The sequence below is a fragment of the Stenotrophomonas panacihumi genome (genome assembly GCF_001431645.1).
GTDB lineage: Bacteria > Pseudomonadota > Gammaproteobacteria > Xanthomonadales > Xanthomonadaceae > Stenotrophomonas_A > Stenotrophomonas_A panacihumi.
This window is the reverse complement of the sequence record NZ_LLXU01000092.1, coordinates 1-20,492: the sequence shown is the minus strand read 5'-3', so window position 1 is coordinate 20,492 and position 20,492 is coordinate 1. Positions and strand designations below refer to the sequence as shown.

Below are 20,492 nucleotides of genomic sequence, written 5' to 3'. Positions count from 1 at the left end.
GGCTTGGGGGTGGTGGGGAAGAGCAAAAGCAAAAGTAAAAGCAGACGCCCTCACCGGTGGTGAGGGCGTCTGCTTTTCTTTCCGGTCGAAGGGTTTTGAGGGGGCGTTCGGGCGCCGCGCGACCAAAATCGAACAGCCAAACTCAAAGCGCGCAACACACCCAAAGCGCGCGAAAGCGCCGGTACCTCAGCGCTTGAGCAGCTCCGCAGGCACATCCAGCTCCATCCCGATCGCGAGATGGTCGGAGAAGGCAGCCGGGATAGCCTCGGTAGCCCCGATACCCAGCCCCTCGCTGACAAGGATGTGGTCGATCGCCCGCTCAGGCCGCCAGCTAGGGAAGGTGAGCACGGTAGAGGAGGGCGGCTGCAGCCGCGTGCGGCGATACAGCACCTGCATCTCCGGCCGGTCGGCCACGCAGTTGAAGTCGCCCATCAGCACCGCGTTCGGGTGGTCGGACAACAGCTCTGCAATGAACGACAACTGCGCCAGCCGCGAATTCGCGCCCAGCGACAGATGCGCCACCGCCACCGCCAGCCCCTGCGCACCCTCGCCGAACTTCGCCAGCAGGATGCCGCGCCCGCCGATGCGGCCGGGCAACGCATGGTCCTGCACCTCCACCGGCTCCAGCTTGCTCAGCAGGCCGTTGGCGCTGGAGGCCACGCCGCCCATGCGCCGGTTCGGCTGGTGGCTCCAGTAATGGAAGCCCGCCCGCTCGGCCAGGTAATGCGTCTGGTTGGTGAAACCCGAACGCAGGCTGCCCGGGTCGGACTCGTTGAGCCCGACGATGTCGCGGTCACCGGCCAGCTGCGCGATCGTGTCCAGGCTGCTGCGCTTGCGGCCCATCGGCAGCGCGTGCGACCAGCTGCGGGTCACGTAATCGCTGTAACGCCGCGTGCTGCTGCCGGCCTGGATGTTGGCCGTCAGCAGCCGCAGCTTGCGCGTGTTCGTGGGGGAATCGGACACCGTAGACGCCTGTTGCTTACTGCTTGGCCGCCCGCTCGCGCGCGATCAGGTGGTCGGCGATGCGCAGCATGTCCTGGTAGCTCGTGCCCTTGACCAGGTACTTGCCATTGACGATCAGCGACGGCGTACCGGTGATCTTGCTGCGCGTGGCGAACTGCTTGGCGCGGTTGGTCTTGGCCGCGACGCCGAAGCTGGCCATCGTGTCGGCGAACTGCTTCGGATCCACGCCGTACTTGGCGTAGAACTTGGAAATGTCCTCGACCGAATCACGGCCCAGCTCGCCCTTCAGGCTGTGCTCGACGTGGATCGCGTTGTACAGCGCCTCGTGGGTCTTCTCCTGCACGCCCAGGGTCTCGGCGGCGTAGAACGCGCGCGCGTAGTCATCCCAGGTGCCGCCGAACATCGCCGGCACGTAGACGAACTGTACGTCCGAAGGCAGGCCCGCCTTCCACGGCCCGATCAGCGGCTGGAAGCGGAAGCACGCCGGGCAGACGTAGCCGAACACCTCGGCCACCTCGATCTTGCCGGCGGCCTGCTGGTACGGCTGGCCGCCTTCGATCACCAGGTAGTCGGTGCCTTCCACCGGCGCCGGGCCGCTCGGCGGCTGCGCGTTGACCGGCGGCTGGTGGCCTTCCTCGGCCGGCGCCGGGGTGGCGGCCTGCTCGTTGGCGGCCGGGGCCGGGGCATCGGCCGGGGTGGTCGCGGCGCTGGCCGGGGCGGCCTCGGTGGCGGCCGGCGCGCTGGTTGCCGGGGTGGTGGTATCGGCGCTGCCATCCTGCGCCTTGCACGCCACCAGGGCGATCGGCAGCAGGGCCATCAGGGTGAGGGCGAAACGGGTCTTCATCGGGGTGGATCTCCAACGGGAAAACGGGAGGGGGCAGGCGCCGCGCCGCATGATCGCACGGCACCCGGTCAAGGCGGGCTGAAGCGCCGGCTCAGGGGCCGGTACGGGCCTGCGTGCGGGCGATCAACGCATCGGCATTGCGCAGCAACTGGTCGAAATCGCGGCCGCGCACCAGGTACACCCCGTTGATGATCAGCGACGGCGTGCCAGGCACCTGCTCGCGCTGGATGAACGCCCGCGCGGCCTGCATCTTCGCATTGACCGCATCGCTCTTGAGCGCCTCGATGTAGCGCCCCGGCTCCACGCCGTAGCCGGCATAGAACATCGCCAGCTCCTGCGGGCTGATGTTCTGCATCGGCAGGGTCTGCTTCTCGTGCAGGGCCTGGAACATCGCCAGGTGGCTGCGCTGCGCCACGCCCAGCTGCTCGGCGGCGAAGTAGGCGCGGGCGAAGGCGTCCCAGTTGCCGCCGAAGGTCGCCGGCACCACGGTGAAGCGCACGTTCTTCGGCAGCTTGGCCACCCACTTCTCCAGCGTCGGCTCGAAGTGCGCGCAGTGCGGGCAGGTGTAGCCGAACACCTCCACCACCTCGATCTTGCCGGCCAGCGGCGCCCACGGCTGGCCGCCCTCGATCTCGGTGTAGTCCACGCCGGGGGTCAGGTCGGCGGCGGGGGCGGCGAGCGGCGCCAGGGCCAGGGCGGCAAGCAGAACGCGGGACATCAGGCTCATATCAGCTCCATTGGCAAAACAAACGCCGGTCTGGGACCGGCGTGGTGGGGAACGACGCCTGACTTTGACCGCGCAAGCGGCCGCAGGTTCAGGACTTGGGCGGACTCGCCTGCGCCATCGCCGCGGCGGCCTCGTCGTCGGCGGCATCATGCAGGCCCTGCATGTAGCTCGCCAGCGCCTGGATCTCCTGCGCGGTCAGCGGCTTGGCGACGGTCGCCATGATATTGGACAGCTTGGTCTGCGTGCGCTGCGCCGTGCCGGACTGGTACTCCTGCAGGCGCCGGGCGACGTAATCGGCATGCTGGCCGGCGACATGCGGGAAGGCCGGGCCCGGGTTGCCGGCGCCGGTCGGGCCGTGGCACGCCATGCAGGCCGGGATGCCGCGCGAGGCGTCGCCGCCGCGGTACAGCTTCTGCCCGATCTCGTAGAACTTCATGTCCTTGTACGGCCCTTCGGTGACCACGCTGTCGTCGGCCAGGCCGGCGCCGGATTTCTGCGTGGCGAAGTAGGCCCCGAGGTCGCGCATGTCCTGCGCGGTGAGGTCCTGCACGAAGGGCAGCATCGCGGCGACCGCGCCGCTGGTGCGCTCGCCGTTGCGGATCAGCGCGATCTGCTCGGCGATGTAGCGCTCGCTCTGGCCGGCGATGCGCGGGTACATGGCCACGGAAGGATTGCCGTCCGGCCCATGGCAGGCCGCGCAGGCGGTGGCCTTGGCCTGGCCGGCCTTGGCATCGCCCCAGTGGGTCTTGGACAGATCGACCACCAGCGGCGCGATCTTGACCGGTGCGTTGTCCGGCACGGGCACGACGGCGGTCTGGGCGTAGGCAACTGCGGCGATGACGGGTACGGCAAGAGCGGCAAAGGCAAGCACGCGAGCGTGGCGCATCAGCTAAAGCTCCGTATGGACCTGGACGTTCTGCGTTGGGGGGCGTGGGGGCCGCAGGTTTCCCCGATTATCACGTTGCCCTCGCGCGCTGGTCAACGAAGCGGCGTGTCCGGCCCGGACATGCGATCCTACGCACATGTCGCAGCTCATCGAACGTGCCCAGTACCTGCTCTCGGCCCACAACGCCCGCCAGCTCCCCGAGGATGGCGGTTACGAGGTGGCCTTCGCCGGCCGCTCCAACGCCGGCAAGTCCAGCGCGCTCAACGCGTTGACCCGGCAGAACTCGCTGGCGCGCGTGTCCAAGACGCCCGGCCGCACCCAGCAGCTGGTGTACTTCCAGGTGCAGCCCGAACGCTACCTGGTGGACCTGCCCGGCTACGGCTACGCCAAGGTGCCGCAGGACCTGCAGGCGCACTGGCAGGCCTTCATCGACAAGTACTTCCGTACCCGCGAGGCGCTCAAGGGCCTGGTGGTGGTGATGGACATCCGCCATCCGCTCAAGGATTACGACAAGCAGATGCTCGGCTACGCGGTCGAGCGCGGCCTGCCGGCCCATGCGCTGCTCACCAAGGGCGACAAGCTGGGCCGCGGCCAGCAGATGCAGTCGCTGCAGAAGGTGCGCAAGGAGCTGTCGGGGCTGTGGGCCGACAGCGTCACCGTGCAGGTGTATTCGAGCGAATCGCGCCAGGGCGTGGACGAGCTGCGTGGCATCGTCGGCGGCTGGCTGGGCCTGGGCACCGAGGCGCCGCAGGCCGGCTGAGCCGTCAGTGCGCCGCGGGCAGCGGCGCGAATTCGCCCGGCACCCAGGCGTAGGCCTCGCCCTCGCGGCGGACATGGCCCAGCCCCGGGAAGGGCAGGTGCGCGCCAGCGACCCACCAGCCCTGGTCGGCGGCTTCATCGAACATGTGGCGCCGCGACTGGATCGCCGCGGCGCGGTCGCTGTCGGCTTCGTAGCTGGCGTCGGGCTGGGCGAACTGCACGGCGTGGAAGTGCACCAGGTCGCCCCATACCAGCAGCTTGCCGCCGGCGCCGCCATCGAACAGCCACGACACGTGGCCCGGCGTGTGCCCATGCGTGTCGAGCGCGACCACGCCATCGGGCAGCGCATCCCCCGGCGCGAAGCGATGCAGGCGCGCCGCATACGGTGCCACCGCCTTGCGTGCCAGCGGGAAGGCAAAGCGCAGGAACGCCGGCGCGGTGGCTTCGCTGGCCGGATCCAGCCAGTAGTCGGCGTCGGCGCGCGAAAGCCACACCGCCGCCTTCGGGTAGGCCGCGCGGCCCTGCGCGTCGAGCAGGCCGCACAGGTGATCCGGGTGCGCGTGGGTCAGCACCACGTCGTCCACCTGTTCGGGCCGGTAGCCGGCCGCGCGCAGGTTCGCCAGCACCTGGCCCAGGCCCGTGCCGAAGCACTGCTGGGTGCCGGTGTCGACCAGCGTGAGGTGGCGGCCGTGCTGCACCAGGTAGGCGTTCACCGCGGTCTGCAGGCCCTTCGGGTCTTCGGGCACGTAGCGGTGGTCGAGCAATCGCGTGACGCGGCCGGGGTCGATGCCCACCAGTTCCTGCCGCTTCAACGCCACGGTACCGTCGAACAGCGCGGTCACGCGCAGGTCGCCGATCTGCTGGCGATACACGCCGGGTACCTGGGTATCGGGGGGCGGCGGCGCTTCGGCGCGCGCGCCGGGCGCCCACGACAAGGCCAGCGCGAGCAGTGGGGCGAACAGGCGGATCTGCATGGAAGAACTCCAATCGAATGCGGCATCGCCGCGACCCGCACAGCCTGCGACCGCCGGCGCGCGCGAAACGCTCAGTCTGCGTCGCGGACCGCTCAGGCCGCGGCGCGCGCGGCGTTGCCGATCAGCGCCGGATCGAGTTGGTAGCGCGCCTGGAAGCGCCGGCTGAAGCTGCCGACCGAGCGATAGCCGACGCGCGCGGCCACGCTCTTGAGCGGCAGGCGCGTGGTGTAGAGCAGTTCCATCGCCTGCGCGAGCCGCGCATCGGCGACCAGTTCGCGCAGGCCGGTGTGCTCTTCGGCGAGGCGGCGGCGCAAGGTGGCACCGCTGAGCCCGAAGGCCTCCTCGAAATCGCGCGATTGCCAGTCACGCGCCGGTTGCGCGGCCACCAGCGCCCGCAGCTCGCTGGCCAGGCTCGGCTGCGGTGGCAGCAGCAGCGCGCCGTGGCCTTGCCGGCACAGGTCGATCACCAGGGCGGTGAGCGACAGGCGCGCTTCGGCGTAATGCGCGTCGGTCAATGCGTCCTGCCAACGCACCAGTTCGGCGCCGAGCGGCGGCAGCGCCACGGCCGCGACCGCATCACCGGCCGGCGGCAGCATCTCGCGCCACAGCCCGCGCGCGGCGGCGAGCACTTCCTCGCACAACGGCACGATCACCGTCTGGTACAGGCCGCTGTGCGGGTCCGGCACGTTGACCACGTCCATCCGGCAGGCCCGCGTGACCAGCAGCACGTCGCCGGGTTGCAGGTGCAGCGCATGTCCGTCGCAGCGCACCTGCTTGGTGCCCTGCAACAGGATCGCCAGCTGCGGCCGCGGCACGTCCACCGATTGCACGCCGTGTTCGTGGCGCGCGTTGATGCAGGCGAAGCCGTCGCTGCGCGCGCAGTCGGCCAGCCGCGCGAGGCGGGCGAGCAGGGGCAGGGCGGGATCGGGTGCGGCGGTCATGGCGGATGCTTCATGCCACGACGTCGAACAAGCCGCCGATCAGCCGCGCCGCGGCCATCGCCGCCGCGCCCCAGAACGTGACGCGCAACGCGCCGCGCCACGGCGAGGCGCCGCCCATCCAGGCCGCCCACGCACCCGTGCACAGCAGGCCGATCAGCGTCGCCAGCGTGGTGGTGGTGGCTGCGTGCGGGGCGGGGGCGAAGGTCGCCGCCGCCATCGGCAGCGCCGCGCCGCAGCAGAACGCCAGCGCCGAGGCCATCGCCGCCTGCAGCGGACGCGCGCGCAGGATCTCGGTGATGCCGAGCTCGTCGCGCGCGTGCGCGGCCAGTGCGTCATGCGCGGTGAGCTGCACCGCCACCTGCCGCGCGAGCGGGGCGTCCAGGCCGCGGTGGCGGTAGATCGACGCCAGCTCTTCCAGTTCGCTCTCCGGTTCCTCGTGCAGTTCGCGCCGCTCCACCGCCAGGTCCGCCGCTTCGGTATCGGCCTGCGACTGCACCGACACGTATTCGCCGGCAGCCATCGACATCGCGCCGGCCACCGTCGCCGCCACGCCCGCGGCCAGCACCGCCTGCGGCTGCACGCCGCTGGCGGCCACGCCCACGACCACGCCCGCGACGGAGACGATGCCATCGTTGGCGCCGAGCACGGCGGCGCGTAACCAGCCCACGCGACCGGCGCGATGGACTTCCGCATGGCGGCTGGGCAGGGGCGAGGGGCGTGGCGACATGGTCTCTCCCGGAGGATGCAAGGGGCGCAACAGGTGATCGTGCCGGCGTGGACGGAAATGTGTAGCGCCAGTTCCGCAACGTCCCGGGAACGGGGCTCAGGCTATAGTGCGAGCCCTTGTGACGGCCACCCCCTGGCCGCACATCCTTCCGCCCCACCTTGCAGCGAGCCCGCCCTTGTCGAGCCCCAGCCACGTCGCCGACACGCCGATCACCGACCGCCGCCAACTCGTCGAGGTGCTCGCCTCCGGCGAGAAGCCGGCGCAGCAGTGGCGCATCGGCACCGAGCACGAGAAGTTCGGCTTCCGCCTGGACGAACTGCGTCCGCCGACCTTCGAGGGTCCGCAAGGCATCGAAGCGCTGCTCACCGGCCTGACCCGCTTCGGCTGGGAGCCGGTGCGCGAGGACGGCCGCACCATCGCGCTGCTGCGCGACGGCGCCTCGGTGACGCTGGAACCGGCCGGCCAGCTGGAGCTTTCCGGCGCGGCGCTGGAGACCATCCACCAGACCTGCGTGGAAACCGGCACGCACCTGGGCGAAGTGGCCGAAGTGGCCGGCGAGCTGCGCCTGGGCTTCCTCGGCATGGGCTTCCAGCCGAAGTGGACGCGCGCGGACATGCCGTGGATGCCGAAGGGCCGCTACAAGATCATGCGCTCCTACATGCCCAAGGTCGGCCAGCTCGGCCTGGACATGATGACGCGCACCTGCACGGTGCAGGTCAACCTGGACTACGCCACCGAAGCGGACATGGTGAAGAAGTTCCGCGTCTCGCTGGCGCTGCAGCCGATCGCCACCGCGCTGTTCGCCGATTCGCCGTTCACCGAGGGCCAGCCGAACGGCTACCTCAGCTACCGCTCGCACATCTGGACCGATACCGACGCCGACCGCACCGGCATGCTCGACTTCGTCTTCGAGGACGGCTTCGGCTACGAGCGCTACGTCGATTACCTGCTCGACGTGCCGATGTACTTCTCCTACCGCGACGGCATCTACCACGACGCCAGCGGCCAGAGCTTCCGCGATTTCATGCAGGGTCGCCTGCCGGTGCTGCCGGGCGCGCTGCCGACGCTGCGCGACTGGTCCGATCACATGACCACCGCCTTCCCGGAAGTGCGCCTGAAGAAGTACCTGGAAATGCGCGGCGCCGATGCCGGCCCGTGGGCACGCCTGTGCGCGCTGCCGGCATTCTGGGTCGGCCTGCTGTATGACGACGCCGCGCTCGATGCCGCGTGGGACCTGGTCAAGGATTTCAGCCTGGCCGAACGCCACGCCCTGCGCGACGGCGTGCCGAAGCACGCGCTCAAGCTGCCGTTCCGCGGTGGCACGGTGCGCGACCTCGCCGCCCGCGCGGTGGAGATCTCCATCGCCGGCCTGAAGCGCCGCGCGCGCCGCAATGCCGACGGCCAGGACGAGAGCGGCTTTCTGGATGTGCTGCGCGAGATCGTCGACAGCGGCCTGACCCCGGCCGAGCGCAAGCTCGCGCTGTTCCATGGCCGCTGGAACGGCAGCGTGGACCCGGTGTTCGCCGAGTTCGCTTACTGAGAAGACGTTGCCGGCAGGCAGGGCAGGCGCACGCTCGCGCGCAGCCCGCCCTCGGGCCGGTTATCCAGCGACAGCTCGCCACCATGCGCGGTGGCGATGCCGTTGGCCACCGCCAGGCCCAGGCCGATGCCGCCGGTATCGCGGTTGCGCGAACTCTCGCCACGCACGAACGGCAGCAGCAGCTGGTCGCGCTGCGCCGGGTCGATGCCCGGGCCGTCGTCATCCACCCACAGCACGCAGTGGCCGTCCTCGCGATGCAGGCTCAGCCGCGCATTGCCGCCGTACTTGAGCGCGTTCTCGCACAGGTTGGCGATCATCCGCCGCAGCGCCATCGGGTCGCCTTCGACCAGCACCGACTCACCCGGCAGCACCCGCGCATCGGCGCCGGTATCGGCCAGGTCGTCCACCACGCCCTCGGCGAGCAGGCGGAAATCCAGCTTCGAGCGCGGGCCGGCGCGCTGCGCGTTGCGGATGAAATCCAGCGCGGCGGTGATCATCGTCTTCATCTCGTCGATGTCACCGAGCACGCGCTCGCGCAGCGGCTCCGGGGCCGATTCCATGCGGAACGCCAGCCGCGCCAGCGGCGTGCGCAGGTCGTGGGCGATCGCCGCCACCATCTGCGTGCGCTCATGGACCATGCGGTTCAAGCGCGCCTGCATGGTGTTGAACGAATCCACCGCCTGCGCCAGCTCGGTGGGGCCTTGCGGCGGCAGCGGCGCGGTGTCGGGATGGCGGCCGAGGCGGTCGGCGGCTTCGGAGAAGCGGCGGATCGGCGCGGAGAGCGCGCGCGAGAACCACCACGCCAGCGGCAGCATCAGCAGCAGGCCGGCGCCGAACAGCAGCACCACCTGCAGCTTGAACGCGCCGCTGAGCCGGCGCCCGGGCGAGGTCACCACGCGCCAGTGGCCATCGGCCTGGCGCGCGGCGGCGGTGAAGCCGTCGAGCTGGTTCTTGCCGGCCATGAAGTCGAAGCCGGGGCCATGGCGCCAGGGCCCATTGCCGTCGAACCCGCCACCGGGGGCATCGAAGCGGCCGTCGAATTGCGGCGGCGGCATCGGCATCGGCGGCGGGCCGGGCAGGTCTTCGGGCGAAGGCGGGTCGGGCAGGCCGACGCGGTCGGCGAACTCGACCGCCTCGGCGGCGTCCTTCGCCGCGTCAGCCGAGCCCGCGGTGTCGTCGCGCCGCGCGAACGGCGGGGCGCCGCGCTGCATCTGCGGCGGCATCGCGCCGCCCTCGCCGAACGGCGCCACGCTCGTATAGAAGCGCACGTTGTCGGCCGGCACGCCCATCCAGCGCGCCATCACCGCCTCGATGCGCGGCTCGCGGTGCTGGTGCGGCTCGGGCACGGGCATCGTCGGCTGCTCGTGCACCTGCAGCTTGGCATCGGCCGCCGGCATGCGCGTGCTGAGCAGGGCGATCACTTCCGGCGGATGCGCCGGCGCGTCGAAGATCGGCGTGCGCAGCACCAGCAGCGCCACGCCCAGGCCCTGCGCGAACAGCAGCGCGCCGGCCAGCAGCAGGAACGTGCGCGCGAAGATCGACAGCCGCCGGCGCGGCCGCGGCGTGCTCACAAACGCGCCACGTTCGGCAGCAGCATGTAGCCTTCGTTGCGCACCGTGCGGATCATCTCGGTGTGCACGCGCTCGTTGATCTTGCGGCGCAGGCGGCTGATCTGGCTGTCGATGGCGCGGTCGTACACGTCGGTCTCGCGGCCACGCGCCAGGTCCAGCAGCTGGTCGCGGCTGAGCACGCGCTGCGGATGCTCGACGAACGTGCGCAGCAGGCCGAACTCGCCATCGGAAAGATGGATGAACACGCCGGTGGGGTCGCGCAGGTCGCGGCGCATCACGTCCAGCCGCCAGCCGGCGAACTCGTACACGTTGCCGCGGTGGTCCGAGAGCTCGGCCTGCAACTGGCTGCGGCGCAGCAGCGCACGCACGCGGGCGAGGAGCTCGCGCGGGTTGCAGGGCTTGGCGAGGTAGTCGTCGGCGCCCACTTCCAGGCCGATGATGCGGTCGGTGTCGTCGCCCAGCGCGCTGAGCATGATCACCGCCGGTGCATTGCGTTCGTTGGCCAGCTGGCGCGCCGCGCTCAGGCCATCCTCGCCGGGCATCATCACGTCCAGCACCACCAGGTCGGCACGGCGCTCGTTCATGGCCTGGCGCATGCCGTTGACGTTGTCGGCCGTGCGCACGTGGTAGCCGTGCTCGCCGAGGAAATCGCCGATGAGCCGGCGCAGGTCGGGGTCGTCGTCGACCACCAGAATCGAAGCAGACATGGATGTCTCGCGAAGGCGCCGCGGCTGCGGCCATACGGGGGAAACCCATCATACGAAGCGCCCGGCGGCGCTTCTTGTCAATGCGTGTCAGCCGATGGCCGGCGCGGCCATGCCGGGCCAAACCGCAGGCAAGGCGTCGGCGGATGCTATGTGCCGGGGAGGGCTGGCATCGAAGGACCGGCCCTGAACGAACGGCGGCAAATCCGTGACATCACCGGTTGCCACGCTTCGCGGGACGCATTGCCAAGGAGAAACTGAATGAAGATCCCATCGACCGCCCTGCGGCGCACTGGCGTGCTGCTGCTGGGAGTTTCGCTGCTCGCCGGCTGCGCGGGCATGTGCTCGCGCGGGGAATCCCTGCCGCCGCCGCCGCCGCCTCCGCCCCCGCCGCCGGGCGGCCCGTTCGGACATCATCCGCCGCGCGACCCGGCCTTCGCCCAGGCCATGCAGGCGTGCCTGCAGGAGCTGGGCGTGGAGAAGCCGGCTGCCGAAGGCCCGGGCAAGCGCGGGCCGGCGCGCCCGGATCGCGAGGCGATCGACGCCTGCCTGGAGGAGAAGGGCGTGCAGCCGCCGCACATGCCGCCACCGCCGCCGCGTGATCCGGCGCTCGAAGCCGCGTTCGAGGCGTGCCGGGCGACGCTGGGGCTGGAGCACGAGCCGGGCCCGCCGCCACCGGAAGCACGCGAGCGCCTGCATGCCTGCCTGAAGGAGAAGGGCGTGGCGCCGCCGTCGCCGGGTGAGGCGCCGCCGCCGCGGGAGTAAACGGTGGTCCCTGTTGATCGAGGTGCAGTCGAGAGGACTGCGCCTCGCCTCAGCTCATCGGATCGAACATGAAGACCCGCAACTCCTGGGCGCAGCGGCACGACTTGGCGACGCGTGCCGCCCAGGCGATGGCGTCTTCGCGCCCGGGCACTTCGAGCACGAGGAAGCCGCCATCCAGCGTCGGCGCCCACGGGTAGCCGCCTGGGGCGACCGTGCCGTCGCCCGATACCCGCACCGGCGGCACGGCCTCGTCGATACCGCCGCCGAAGACGTACACGCCGGCCGCCTTGGCCTGTTCTATCACCGCATGCGAATCGTCGCTGACATCCTGCATTTCTTCTTCGGGTACCTGCATCGCGGCGCTGGGGAAGGAAATGAGGTACTTGGCCATGGCGGGCCTCGCGGGGCGGGAAGTTGGCCAGAGCCTAACCCGTCGCTTCCGGTCGCGTGCCGACGGCCCTCCACCCCGCTTTCACAACCCGGTCACTGAATGCTGCGGTGCTTTGCGCGACCCTGCGGGAAGCCAATCCTCCCGGAGTCGCCATGACCGACGTGAAGATGAGCCGCCGCAGCGTCCTGATCGGAGGCGCGGTCTCCGCCGCCGGGGTCGCCGCCAGCGGCCGCCTCGGCGCGCAGGCCGCAGACGCGGTGATGCCCGCCACGCCCGAACCGCCGCCGCGCAGCACCGTCCACCTGGAGGTCAACGGCCGCCCGGTAACGCTGGCGCTGGATAACCGCACCACGCTGCTCGACGCGTTGCGCGAACACCTGCACCTCACCGGCACCAAGAAGGGCTGCGACCACGGCCAGTGTGGCGCCTGCACGGTGATCGCCGACGGCCGCCGCATCAATGCCTGCCTGTCGCTGGCGGTGATGAACGAAGGCGCGAAGATCACCACCATCGAGGGCCTGGGCACGCCGGATGCGCTGCACCCGATGCAGGCCGCCTTCGTGCGCCACGACGGCTACCAGTGCGGCTACTGCACGGCAGGGCAGATCTGCTCGGCGGTGGGCATGCTCGCCGAATGGCGCGATGGCATGCCCAGCCACGTTTCGGCCTCGCTCACCGGCAAGACGCCGCTGGATGCGAGCGAACTGCGCGAGCGCATGAGCGGCAACCTGTGCCGCTGTGGCGCTTACTCCAACATCGCCGAGGCCATTGGCGAGGTGGCGGGGGATCGCGTATGAAAGCCTTCACCTACGAACGCGCCACGGACCCGGCCGCCGCCGCCGCGCAGGCGGCGCGCAACCCGGGCGCGCGCTTCATCGCCGGCGGCACCAACCTGCTCGACCTGATGAAGCTGCAGATCGAAGCACCGGTGCACCTGATCGACGTCAACGGCCTGGCGCTGGATCGGGTGGAAGACCTGCCCGATGGTGGCCTGCGCATCGGCGCGCTGGTGCGCAATGCCGATCTGGCCGCGCATCCGCGCGTGCGCCGCGACTACGCGCTGCTCTCCCGCGCGCTGCTGGCCGGCGCCTCGGCGCAGCTGCGCAACCGCGCCACCACCGCCGGCAACCTGCTGCAGCGCACGCGCTGCCCGTACTTCTATGACCCGCAGCAGGCCTGCAACAAGCGCCTGCCCGGCAGTGGCTGCGCGGCGATGGGCGGCTTCAACCGCAACCTCGCCGTGGTGGGCGCCAGCGAGCATTGCATCGCCACCCATCCCAGCGACATGGCGGTGGCGATGCGCGCGCTGGACGCACAAGTGGAAACGGTGCGCGGAGATGGCCACACGCGGAAGATCGCGCTGGCGCAGTTCTATCGCGCGCCGGGAGAGACGCCGCAACAAGAGACCGTGCTCGAGCGTGGCGAGCTGATCACCGGCGTGGTGTTGCCGCCGCCGCTCGGCGGCCGCCACGTCTATCACAAGGTGCGCGACCGAGCCTCTTACGCCTTCGCGATCGTGTCGGTGGGCGTGGTGGTGCGCGAAGACGGCGCGCTGCGCGTGGCGCTCGGCGGCGTGGCGCCGCAACCATGGCGGGTGGAGGCGGCCGAGCAGGGGCGCGATGCCAGGCGCATCGCAGCACGCCTGCTGGACGGCGCGCGCACCACGCCGCAGAACGCCTTCAAGCTGCCGCTGGTGGAACGCACGCTGGCGGCCGTACTCGACGAAGCGAGGGCCTGAGATGAAATTCGACACCCCCGCCGGCACCAATCCCATCGACCGCATGAAGGTCGTCGGCCAGCCGCTGGATCGCATCGACGGCCCGCGCAAGACCACCGGCACCGCGCCGTACGCGTACGAACACCACCAGGAAGTGCCCGACGCCGTCTACGGTTACGTGGTGGGCGCGGGCATCGCCAAGGGCACGATCCGCAGCCTGGAGCTGGCCGCTGCGCGGCAATCGCCCGGCGTGCTCGGCATCGTCACCGCGCAGAACGCCGGCAAACTCGGCAAGGGCAAGTTCAATACCGCGAACCTGCTGGGCGGCCCACGCATCGAGCATTACCACCAGGCCATCGCGCTGGTGGTAGCCGAAACCTTCGAGCAGGCGCGCGCGGCCGCGCAGCGCATCAAGGTCGATTACCAGCGCGAGAACGGCGCCTACGACCTGCACGCCGCCAAGGGCAGCGCGACCAAGCCCAAGGCCGACCAAGGGCCGCCGGACACCGCCGTCGGTGATTTCGCCGGTGCTTTCGCCGCCGCGCCGGCCAAGTTCGACCAGACCTACACCACGCCCGACCAGGCGCACGCGATGATGGAGCCGCATGCGTCCATCGCGCGCTGGGAGGGTGATGCGCTCACGCTGTGGACGTCGAACCAGATGATCGACTGGGGCGTGGGCGATGTCGCCAAGACGCTGGGCATTCCCAAGGAAAAGGTGCGCCTGGTGTCGCCGTATATCGGGGGCGGCTTCGGCGGCAAGCTGTTTGTGCGCGCTGATGCCTTGCTCGCCGCGCTGGGCGCCAAACAGGTCGGGCGCCCGGTCAAGGTGATGCTCACGCGCCCGTTGATGTTCAACAACACCACGCACCGGCCGGCGACGATCCAGCGCATCCGCTTCGGCGCCACCCCCGACGGCCGTTTCCAGGCCATCGGCCACGAGAGCTGGTCGGGTGACCTGCCCGGCGGCGGGCCGGAAACCGCGGTCAACCAGACGCGCCTGCTCTATGCCGGCGCCGATCGCATGACCGCCACGCGCCTGGCCGTGCTCGACCTGCCCGAAGGCAACGCGATGCGCGCGCCCGGCGAAGCCCCCGGCCTGATGGCGCTGGAGATCGCGGTGGACGAGTTCGCCGAACAACTCGGCATCGACCCGATCGAATTGCGCATCCGCAACGACACCCAGGTCGACCCGGAGCACCCGGCGCGCCCGTTCTCGCAGCGCCAACTGGTGCGCTGCCTGCAGGACGGGGCCAAGCGCTTCGGCTGGGACAAACGCAACCCGAAGCCGGCCAGCACGCGCGAAGGCCGCTGGTGGATCGGCCAGGGCGTGGCGGCCGCGTTTCGCAACAACCTGGTGATGGCCTCCGCGGCACGCGTGGCGCTGGAAGCCGATGGCAGCGTGCGCGTGGAGACCGACATGACCGACATCGGCACCGGCTCGTACACGATCATCGCGCAGACCGCCGCCGAGATGCTCGGCGTGCCGGTGTCGCGCGTGGACGTACGGCTGGGCGATTCGCGCTTCCCGGTGTCGGCCGGTTCGGGCGGGCAGTGGGGCGGCAACAGTTCCACCGCCGGCGTGTACGCGGCCTGCGTGAAGCTGCGGCAGCTGCTGGCCGAACGCGCCGGGATCGCGGCGGACGCGGCCGACTTCAGCGATGGCCGCGTGCATGGTGGCGGCCGTGACGTCGCGCTGGAGGCGTTGGCCAGGCAGGGACGCGTGGTGGCCGAGGAGCGCATCGAGTACGGCGACCTGGGCGAAAAATTCCAGCAGTCCACCTTTGGCGCGCATTTCGTGGAGGTGGCGGTGGATGCGGCGACCGCCGAGATCCGCGTGCGGCGCATGCTCGCGGTGTGCGCGGCCGGGCGCATCCTCAACCCGAAATCGGCGCGCAGCCAGGTCATCGGCGCGATGACGATGGGCGTGGGCGCGGCGTTGATGGAGGAACTGGTGGTGGACCGCCGCCTGGGCTTCTTCGTCAACCACGACCTGGCCGGCTATGAAGTGCCGGTGCATGCGGATATCCCGCACCAGGAAGTCGTGTTCCTCGACGAGACCGACCCGGTGTCCTCGCCGATGAAGGCCAAGGGCGTCGGCGAGCTGGGCATCTGCGGCGTGGGCGCGGCGGTGGCCAACGCCATCCACCATGCCACCGGCGTGCGCGTGCGCGACTATCCGATCACGCTGGACAAGCTGCTGGCGAACATGCCGACGGCCTGACGCTTGTATTCGCGGACGGCCTCCGTGCCGTCCGCGATCCCCGATGGGCTTGGAGTTCCCCCGGTCCTTCCGCACTTCCGTGTGCCGCACATCCGTGTGCTTGCGACGTGCGCCGACAACTTCCTGCCGTCGGCGGCGCCACCAGGCGCCTGTCGCCCCCTCCCGGGCGCCAGGCGCAATGCTTTCAGGCCGCCGCGGCGACCGCCGCGCGGATCGCGCGGCGAATCTCCGGTTCGCCTGACAGGCGGAACATGCTCACCGCCTGGGTCAGCTCGCCGGCCTGGTCTTCCATCGAGCGTGCCGCGGCGGTGGCTTCTTCCACCAGCGCGGCGTTCTGCTGCGTGGTCTCATCCATCTGCGTGATCGTCTGGTTGACCTGCTCGATGCCGGCCGACTGCTCCTGCGAGGCCGCCGAGATCTCGGCCATGATGTCGGTGACACGCTGCACCGAGGCGACGATCTCGCCCATGGTCGCGCCGGCCTTGTGCACCAGCGCCGAGCCGTCGGCCACCTTCTCGACGGAATCGTCGATGAGGTGCTTGATCTCCTTGGCGGCATTGGCCGAGCGCTGCGCCAGCGTGCGCACTTCCGAGGCTACCACCGCGAAGCCGCGGCCCTGTTCGCCGGCACGCGCCGCTTCCACCGCGGCATTGAGCGCCAGGATGTTGGTCTGGAACGAGATGCCGTCGATGACCGAGATGATCTCGGCGATCTTCTTCGAGGAGGCCTCGATGTTGGCCATCGTCGAGACCACCTGGCCCACCACTTCGCCGCCCTGCGAAGCCACGAGCGCCGCGCCCTGCGCCAGCTGGTTGGCCTGGCGGGCGTGGTCGGCGTTCTGCTTCACGGTGGAAGTGAGTTCCTCCATCGAAGCCGCCGTCTCTTCGAGGTTGGCGGCCTGCTGTTCGGTGCGGCGCGAAAGATCCTGGTTGCCCTCGGCGATCTCGCCGGCGGCCAGGTTGATGCTGCTGCTGGCGCCCTGGATGCGGCCGACGATCTCGGTCAGCTGGCTCACCGAGGCGTTGGCATCGTCGCGCATCTGGGCAAACACGCCGTGGAAGTCGCCTTCCATGCGCTGGGTGAGGTCGCCCTGCGCGATGGCGCGCAGCAACGTGGACAGCGCCTGCAGGCTGCCCTCGGTCGTGCCCATCAGGCCATTGAGGCTGCCGACCATCTCGCGGAAATCGTGCTGGTACCGGCTCTCGTCGCCACGGCGCGAGAAATCGCCGCGGCCGGCGGCCTGGGTCAGCTGGCGAATCTCGCCATTGATGTCCGACAGGCTGCGCTTGACTGCGTCCATCGCGTTGGTGATGGCGGCCTTCTCGCCGGGCAGGCGGTCCATGTCTACCGAGAGGTCGCCGATGGCGTAGTGCTGGATCACGTCGACCACGCGCATTTTCACGCCGATGTGCTGGGCCACGCAGGCATTGGCCTGGTGCACCATCTGCGCGTACTCGCCGGTGAAGGCCTTCTCGTCCATGCGGAAGCTGATCTCGCCGATGTCGTGGCGATGCGTCAGCTCGCGCTGCTCGGCGATCAGCCGCTGCAAGGTGCCGGTGACGCTCTGCAGGGCCTGGGCAAGCTCGCCGACTTCATCGCGCGTGGTGACGCGGATCTGGCGCGACAGGTCGCCTTCGGCAACGGCCTGCGCGGCGGCGGCGGCTTCGATGATCGGGCGGATCACCGAGCGACGCAGCCAGAAGGTGAGCACGCTCACCAGCAGCAGCGCGGTGCCGATCATCAGGCTGCCGGCGAGCACCAGCGTGCTGCGGGCATGCTCGGCCCTGGCGGCCAGCGCGGCTTCGGAGAGCTGCTTGCTGCGCGCGGTCAGGCGCTCGAGGGTGACGCCGAGCGGGCGATCCAGCCCGCGCACCAGCGCGTCGCCGGCTTCGGCGTCGTAGTGGGCGGCCTCGAACGCGCCCAGTGCATCGTGATACCTGGCATCGAGTGCGCGGTGCTGTTCGCTGAACTGTTTGGCGAACGCCTGCAGCTGGGGGTCGGCGGACGCGCCGACGCGAGCGGCGATGGCCTCCACCTCGGTGCCCTTCTCGTCGAAGGCGGCCAGGTGCTTGGCCCGCAGCTCGGCGTCATGGCCGCGCAGCAGCACGTTCTTCCATTCCTGCACCTGCATGCGGAATTCACCGCCGAGCGCCTCGGCTTGGGCGAGCTGCTCCACTTCCGGCGGCAGGTCGGCGCCGAGGTTGGACCAGGCCGAACCCAGTCCGATCACGCCACACGTAAGCACGATCGCCAGGCCAACGCCCAGCGCACCGAGCAGCTTGGTCTGGAGACTGAAGGACGACGATGAAGTGCGAATGGGAGAGCGCATGGCAGGGCTCGTTTGGCTGGCAAAGGTTCCCAGCTATCGGCGCACCCTGGACGGCCTTGAGATGGGTTTGTGCATGAATGCGGACAATCTAGCCGGGAACTGCGGGTTGCTGCACAAAACACCCGCAACATTCGATATGCGTTTTCGGCAAAACGGAACAGTTCAGAAGGGGGGGCGCCTGCCCGCGCCGCCCCTCCGATGTTCGTTTAGCTGGCCGATTCGCGCCCGATGCCGGAGGAGACGCGCCAGATGTCCACGTGCCCATCGCCGGCGTGGCGGTCGATGGCGGCCAGCTCTTCGGCGCTGAAATCCAGCCGCTTCACCGCGTCCAGCGAGTCATCGAGCTGGGCGACGGTGCGCGCGCCGATCAGCGCGGAGGTGACGCGCGCATCGCGCAGCACCCAGGCGATGGCCATCTGCGCCAGCGACTGCCCGCGCGCGGCGGCGATGTCGTTCAACGCGCGGATCCTTTCCAGGTTGTCGGCACTGAGCATGCGTTGCTTGAGCGAGCCATCGCGGCGCGCGCGCGCATCGTCCGGCACGCCCTTGAGGTACTTGTCGCTGAGCATGCCCTGGGCCAGCGGCGAGAAGGCGATGCAGCCCACGCCCAACTCGCCCAGCGCCGGCAGCAGGCCCTGTTCGATGTCGCGGTTGAGCATGGAGTAGTTGGGCTGGTGGATCAGCAGCGGCACGCCTTCGCTGCGCAGGATCGCCTCGGCCTGCCGGGTCAGTTCCGGCGAATAGGAAGAGATACCCAGGTACAGCGCCTTGCCCTGGCGATGCAGGTGCGCCAGCGCGCCCATGGTTTCCTCCAGCGGCGTGTCGGCATCGACGCGGTGCGAATAGAAGATGTCCACGTAATCCAGGCCCATGCGGCGCAGGCTCTGCTCGCAGCTGGCCAGCACATGCTTGCGCGAACCGCTCGGGCCGCCATAGGGGCCGGGCCACATGTCCCAGCCGGCCTTGGTGGAGATGACCAGTTCGTCGCGGTGCGCGGCGAAATCGCTGGCGAACCAGCGGCCGAAGTTTTCCTCGGCCGAGCCGTACGGCGGGCCGTAGTTGTTTGCCAGGTCGAAGTGGGTGACGCCGCGGTCGAAGGCGCGGCGCAGCATCGCCCGGCCGGTCTCGAACACGTCCACGCCGCCGAAGTTCTGCCACAGGCCCAGCGAGACCGCCGGCAGCACCAGGCCGCTGCGGCCCACGCGGCGATAGGGCATGCGGCCGTCGTAGCGGGCGGAATCGGCGATGTAGGACATGGAACGGCTCCAGGAAGACGGGGGCATTACTTTAAGAGGGCCGCCCGTCGGGTGGAACGGTGGGTGTCTTCACCAGTTCCAGCGCAGGCCCACCTTGCCGTCCCACGCGTCGAAGTCGCGGTCGAAGCTCTTCTGGTAGCCGATGTTGGCGTACAGCGAGGTCGAGGCGCCCCATTGCCAGGTCATGCCGGCGTTGAGTTGCCACCACGTGCCCTTGAGGCTGGCCTCGAAGGGGACGTAGCCGTCGGCCGAGGAGAACTCGGTGACCGGTTGCCCGCGGAACTCGTGCCAGCCGTTGAGGCGCAGCCAGCCGGTGAACAACCGGCGGATGCCTTCGTCGGTGGGTTCCAGCGTCCAGGTATTGGCCCAGCGCAGGCCCAGGCGCGCGGCCAGCGAGTCCATGTCGCGGAAACGGATGACGGCTGCCGGGTCGCGGCTTTCATCGCGGTTGATGCGCTGGTAGATCACCTGGATCTGCGGTTCGAGCAGTTCGCTTTCGTCCTCGTGGAACAGCTTGGGCCAGCCGGCTTCCAGCGAGGCGGCCCAGCCGAAGCTGTCGCGGTCGAGCAGGATGCCGTTGCTGGAGCGTGACTTGGCCTTGCCCCAGGTGCCTTGCCACACCGCATCCAGGTACTGGCCTTCCTCGCCGTAGCGTGTCCAGTACAGGCCGAGCGAGCTGCCGCGCACTTCGTTGCGTCCCGCCAGCACGCCGTCGTAGTTGACCACGTCGCTGCGGATGCGGCCCTGCCCGACGTACAGGCCGGCATGGTCGCGCTTGCCGTCGTCGTGCTCTTCGGCGTACGCGTCCACGCCTGCTTGCACGGCGAGGATGTCGTAGTCGTAGCGCGGGCCGCCGGATTCGTAGATGCCGCGCCGGCTGCCTTCGACATCGCCGTTCTCGCCGATCACCCGCACCCAGGCGCCGTTGAACCACGGGTCCTCGCGCAGGTCGCCGCGCGCGCGCAGCTGCTCCTGCTCGCCCACGCGCTCGTGCAGGTTGCCCAGCGTCGCCCAGCCATAGCGCAGCGCCATCGCCGGCAACGCGGTGTACAGCGATACCTCGGCGCGATAGTCCGGCGTCGGTTCCGGGCCGGGCTCGGGCGGGTCGGGCGGCGTCGGCGGCGTGCCTTCCGGTTCGGGCACGACGGGCGGCGGCTCCGGATCCGGGCCGGGC

General features: G+C 70.1%; 19 protein-coding genes. 6 read left to right on the top strand and 13 right to left on the bottom strand.

The window, feature by feature from the left end; all coding sequences use genetic code 11:
* Window positions 1–186 precede the first annotated feature (186 nt).
* The 4 genes from ARC20_RS11785 to ARC20_RS11770 form a co-directional block, all read right to left on the bottom strand.
* Window positions 187–963, bottom strand: coding sequence for an endonuclease/exonuclease/phosphatase family protein (locus ARC20_RS11785; protein WP_425478512.1), 777 nt, complete (start codon window positions 961–963; stop codon window positions 187–189).
* A gap of 16 nt (window positions 964–979) precedes the next feature.
* A complete protein-coding gene (locus ARC20_RS11780) occupies window positions 980–1,807 on the bottom strand; it encodes a thiol:disulfide interchange protein DsbA/DsbL (protein ID WP_057647333.1) in 828 nt (275 codons plus the stop codon).
* Between the two features lie 91 nt (window positions 1,808–1,898).
* Complete coding sequence (locus ARC20_RS11775; RefSeq protein ID WP_057647332.1) at window positions 1,899–2,534, bottom strand: thiol:disulfide interchange protein DsbA/DsbL; 636 nt, start codon at window positions 2,532–2,534, stop codon at window positions 1,899–1,901.
* Between the two features lie 88 nt (window positions 2,535–2,622).
* A complete protein-coding gene (locus ARC20_RS11770; RefSeq protein ID WP_057647330.1) occupies window positions 2,623–3,420 on the bottom strand; it encodes a c-type cytochrome in 798 nt (265 codons plus the stop codon).
* 136 nt (window positions 3,421–3,556) lie between these two features.
* On the opposite strand from ARC20_RS11770, the gene yihA reads away from it, so the two are divergent.
* Complete coding sequence (gene yihA, locus ARC20_RS11765; RefSeq protein WP_057647328.1) at window positions 3,557–4,180, top strand: ribosome biogenesis GTP-binding protein YihA/YsxC; 624 nt, start codon at window positions 3,557–3,559, stop codon at window positions 4,178–4,180.
* 4 nt (window positions 4,181–4,184) lie between these two features.
* Here the strand turns inward: yihA and ARC20_RS11760 are convergent, their stop codons facing one another.
* The 3 genes from ARC20_RS11760 to ARC20_RS11750 all read right to left on the bottom strand — a co-directional run bounded on the left by ARC20_RS11760 (window position 4,185) and on the right by ARC20_RS11750 (window position 6,821).
* Window positions 4,185–5,153, bottom strand: a complete 969-nt coding sequence (locus ARC20_RS11760; protein ID WP_057647326.1) for an MBL fold metallo-hydrolase — start codon at window positions 5,151–5,153, stop codon at window positions 4,185–4,187.
* A 92-nt stretch (window positions 5,154–5,245) separates the two neighbouring features.
* Window positions 5,246–6,094, bottom strand: a complete 849-nt coding sequence (locus ARC20_RS11755) for a helix-turn-helix transcriptional regulator (protein ID WP_057647324.1) — start codon at window positions 6,092–6,094, stop codon at window positions 5,246–5,248.
* 10 nt (window positions 6,095–6,104) lie between these two features.
* On the bottom strand, window positions 6,105–6,821 hold the full coding sequence (locus ARC20_RS11750; RefSeq protein WP_057647322.1) for a VIT1/CCC1 transporter family protein: 717 nt from the start codon (window positions 6,819–6,821) through the stop codon (window positions 6,105–6,107).
* Window positions 6,822–6,996: 175 nt separating this feature from the next.
* Between ARC20_RS11750 and ARC20_RS11745 the strand changes: the two genes are divergently transcribed.
* Window positions 6,997–8,361, top strand: a complete 1,365-nt coding sequence (locus tag ARC20_RS11745) for a glutamate--cysteine ligase (RefSeq protein WP_057647321.1) — start codon at window positions 6,997–6,999, stop codon at window positions 8,359–8,361.
* Here the strand turns inward: ARC20_RS11745 and ARC20_RS11740 are convergent.
* Complete coding sequence (locus ARC20_RS11740) at window positions 8,355–9,932, bottom strand: ATP-binding protein (protein ID WP_057647319.1); 1,578 nt, start codon at window positions 9,930–9,932, stop codon at window positions 8,355–8,357. The genes ARC20_RS11745 and ARC20_RS11740 overlap by 7 nt on opposite strands.
* Window positions 9,929–10,639: a response regulator gene (locus ARC20_RS11735; protein ID WP_057647317.1), complete on the bottom strand. Its 711-nt coding sequence runs from the start codon at window positions 10,637–10,639 to the stop codon at window positions 9,929–9,931. The genes ARC20_RS11740 and ARC20_RS11735 overlap by 4 nt, the downstream gene beginning before the upstream one ends.
* 258 nt (window positions 10,640–10,897) lie before the next feature.
* Between ARC20_RS11735 and ARC20_RS11730 the strand changes: the two genes are divergently transcribed.
* Window positions 10,898–11,401: a hypothetical protein gene (locus ARC20_RS11730; protein WP_057647315.1), complete on the top strand. Its 504-nt coding sequence runs from the start codon at window positions 10,898–10,900 to the stop codon at window positions 11,399–11,401.
* 49 nt (window positions 11,402–11,450) lie between these two features.
* Here the strand turns inward: ARC20_RS11730 and ARC20_RS11725 are convergent, their stop codons facing one another.
* Entirely contained in the window at window positions 11,451–11,792 is a 342-nt protein-coding gene (locus tag ARC20_RS11725; RefSeq protein WP_057647313.1) for a YciI family protein, read from the bottom strand.
* A 152-nt stretch (window positions 11,793–11,944) separates the two neighbouring features.
* Between ARC20_RS11725 and paoA the strand changes: the two genes are divergently transcribed.
* From paoA to paoC, 3 genes are read left to right on the top strand one after another with little or no spacing between them, the layout of a single operon-like run.
* Window positions 11,945–12,589 carry an aldehyde dehydrogenase iron-sulfur subunit PaoA gene (gene paoA, locus ARC20_RS11720; RefSeq protein WP_057647311.1) on the top strand — a complete coding sequence of 215 codons (645 nt, stop codon included), beginning with the start codon at window positions 11,945–11,947 and terminating at the stop codon, window positions 12,587–12,589.
* Window positions 12,586–13,530, top strand: coding sequence for an FAD binding domain-containing protein (locus ARC20_RS11715; RefSeq protein WP_057647309.1), 945 nt, complete (start codon window positions 12,586–12,588; stop codon window positions 13,528–13,530). Before paoA ends, ARC20_RS11715 begins: the two co-directional genes overlap by 4 nt.
* Window position 13,531: 1 nt before the next feature.
* The gene (paoC, locus tag ARC20_RS11710) at window positions 13,532–15,733 is read left to right on the top strand and encodes an aldehyde oxidoreductase molybdenum-binding subunit PaoC (RefSeq protein WP_057647308.1); all 2,202 of its coding nucleotides are present in this window, start codon (window positions 13,532–13,534) and stop codon (window positions 15,731–15,733) included.
* 184 nt (window positions 15,734–15,917) lie between these two features.
* Here the strand turns inward: paoC and ARC20_RS11705 are convergent, their stop codons facing one another.
* From ARC20_RS11705 to ARC20_RS11695, 3 genes are all read right to left on the bottom strand, one after another.
* Window positions 15,918–18,050: a methyl-accepting chemotaxis protein gene (locus ARC20_RS11705; protein WP_425478515.1), complete on the bottom strand. Its 2,133-nt coding sequence runs from the start codon at window positions 18,048–18,050 to the stop codon at window positions 15,918–15,920.
* Window positions 18,051–18,268: 218 nt separating this feature from the next.
* Window positions 18,269–19,318, bottom strand: a complete 1,050-nt coding sequence (gene mgrA, locus ARC20_RS11700; RefSeq protein WP_057647303.1) for an L-glyceraldehyde 3-phosphate reductase — start codon at window positions 19,316–19,318, stop codon at window positions 18,269–18,271.
* A gap of 69 nt (window positions 19,319–19,387) precedes the next feature.
* A partial coding sequence (locus ARC20_RS11695) for an autotransporter family protein (protein WP_161809489.1) occupies window positions 19,388–20,492 on the bottom strand: 1,105 nt, incomplete at its 5' end.

Bases quoted from the DNA above. Each gene is read 5' to 3' on its own strand.
- ARC20_RS11755 (WP_057647324.1), bottom strand. From the start codon at position 6,094: ATGACCGCCGCACCCGATCCCGCCCTGCCCCTGCTCGCCCGCCTCGCG.
- mgrA (WP_057647303.1), bottom strand. From the start codon at position 19,318: ATGTCCTACATCGCCGATTCCGCCCGCTACGACGGCCGCATGCCCTAT.
- ARC20_RS11775 (WP_057647332.1), bottom strand. From the start codon at position 2,534: ATGAGCCTGATGTCCCGCGTTCTGCTTGCCGCCCTGGCCCTGGCGCCG.
- paoA (WP_057647311.1), top strand. From the start codon at position 11,945: ATGACCGACGTGAAGATGAGCCGCCGCAGCGTCCTGATCGGAGGCGCG.
- yihA (WP_057647328.1), top strand. From the start codon at position 3,557: ATGTCGCAGCTCATCGAACGTGCCCAGTACCTGCTCTCGGCCCACAAC.
- paoC (WP_057647308.1), top strand. From the start codon at position 13,532: ATGAAATTCGACACCCCCGCCGGCACCAATCCCATCGACCGCATGAAG.
- ARC20_RS11780 (WP_057647333.1), bottom strand. From the start codon at position 1,807: ATGAAGACCCGTTTCGCCCTCACCCTGATGGCCCTGCTGCCGATCGCC.
- ARC20_RS11730 (WP_057647315.1), top strand. From the start codon at position 10,898: ATGAAGATCCCATCGACCGCCCTGCGGCGCACTGGCGTGCTGCTGCTG.
- ARC20_RS11750 (WP_057647322.1), bottom strand. From the start codon at position 6,821: ATGTCGCCACGCCCCTCGCCCCTGCCCAGCCGCCATGCGGAAGTCCAT.
- ARC20_RS11770 (WP_057647330.1), bottom strand. From the start codon at position 3,420: ATGCGCCACGCTCGCGTGCTTGCCTTTGCCGCTCTTGCCGTACCCGTC.
- ARC20_RS11715 (WP_057647309.1), top strand. From the start codon at position 12,586: ATGAAAGCCTTCACCTACGAACGCGCCACGGACCCGGCCGCCGCCGCC.
- ARC20_RS11760 (WP_057647326.1), bottom strand. From the start codon at position 5,153: ATGCAGATCCGCCTGTTCGCCCCACTGCTCGCGCTGGCCTTGTCGTGG.
- ARC20_RS11735 (WP_057647317.1), bottom strand. From the start codon at position 10,639: ATGTCTGCTTCGATTCTGGTGGTCGACGACGACCCCGACCTGCGCCGG.
- ARC20_RS11725 (WP_057647313.1), bottom strand. From the start codon at position 11,792: ATGGCCAAGTACCTCATTTCCTTCCCCAGCGCCGCGATGCAGGTACCC.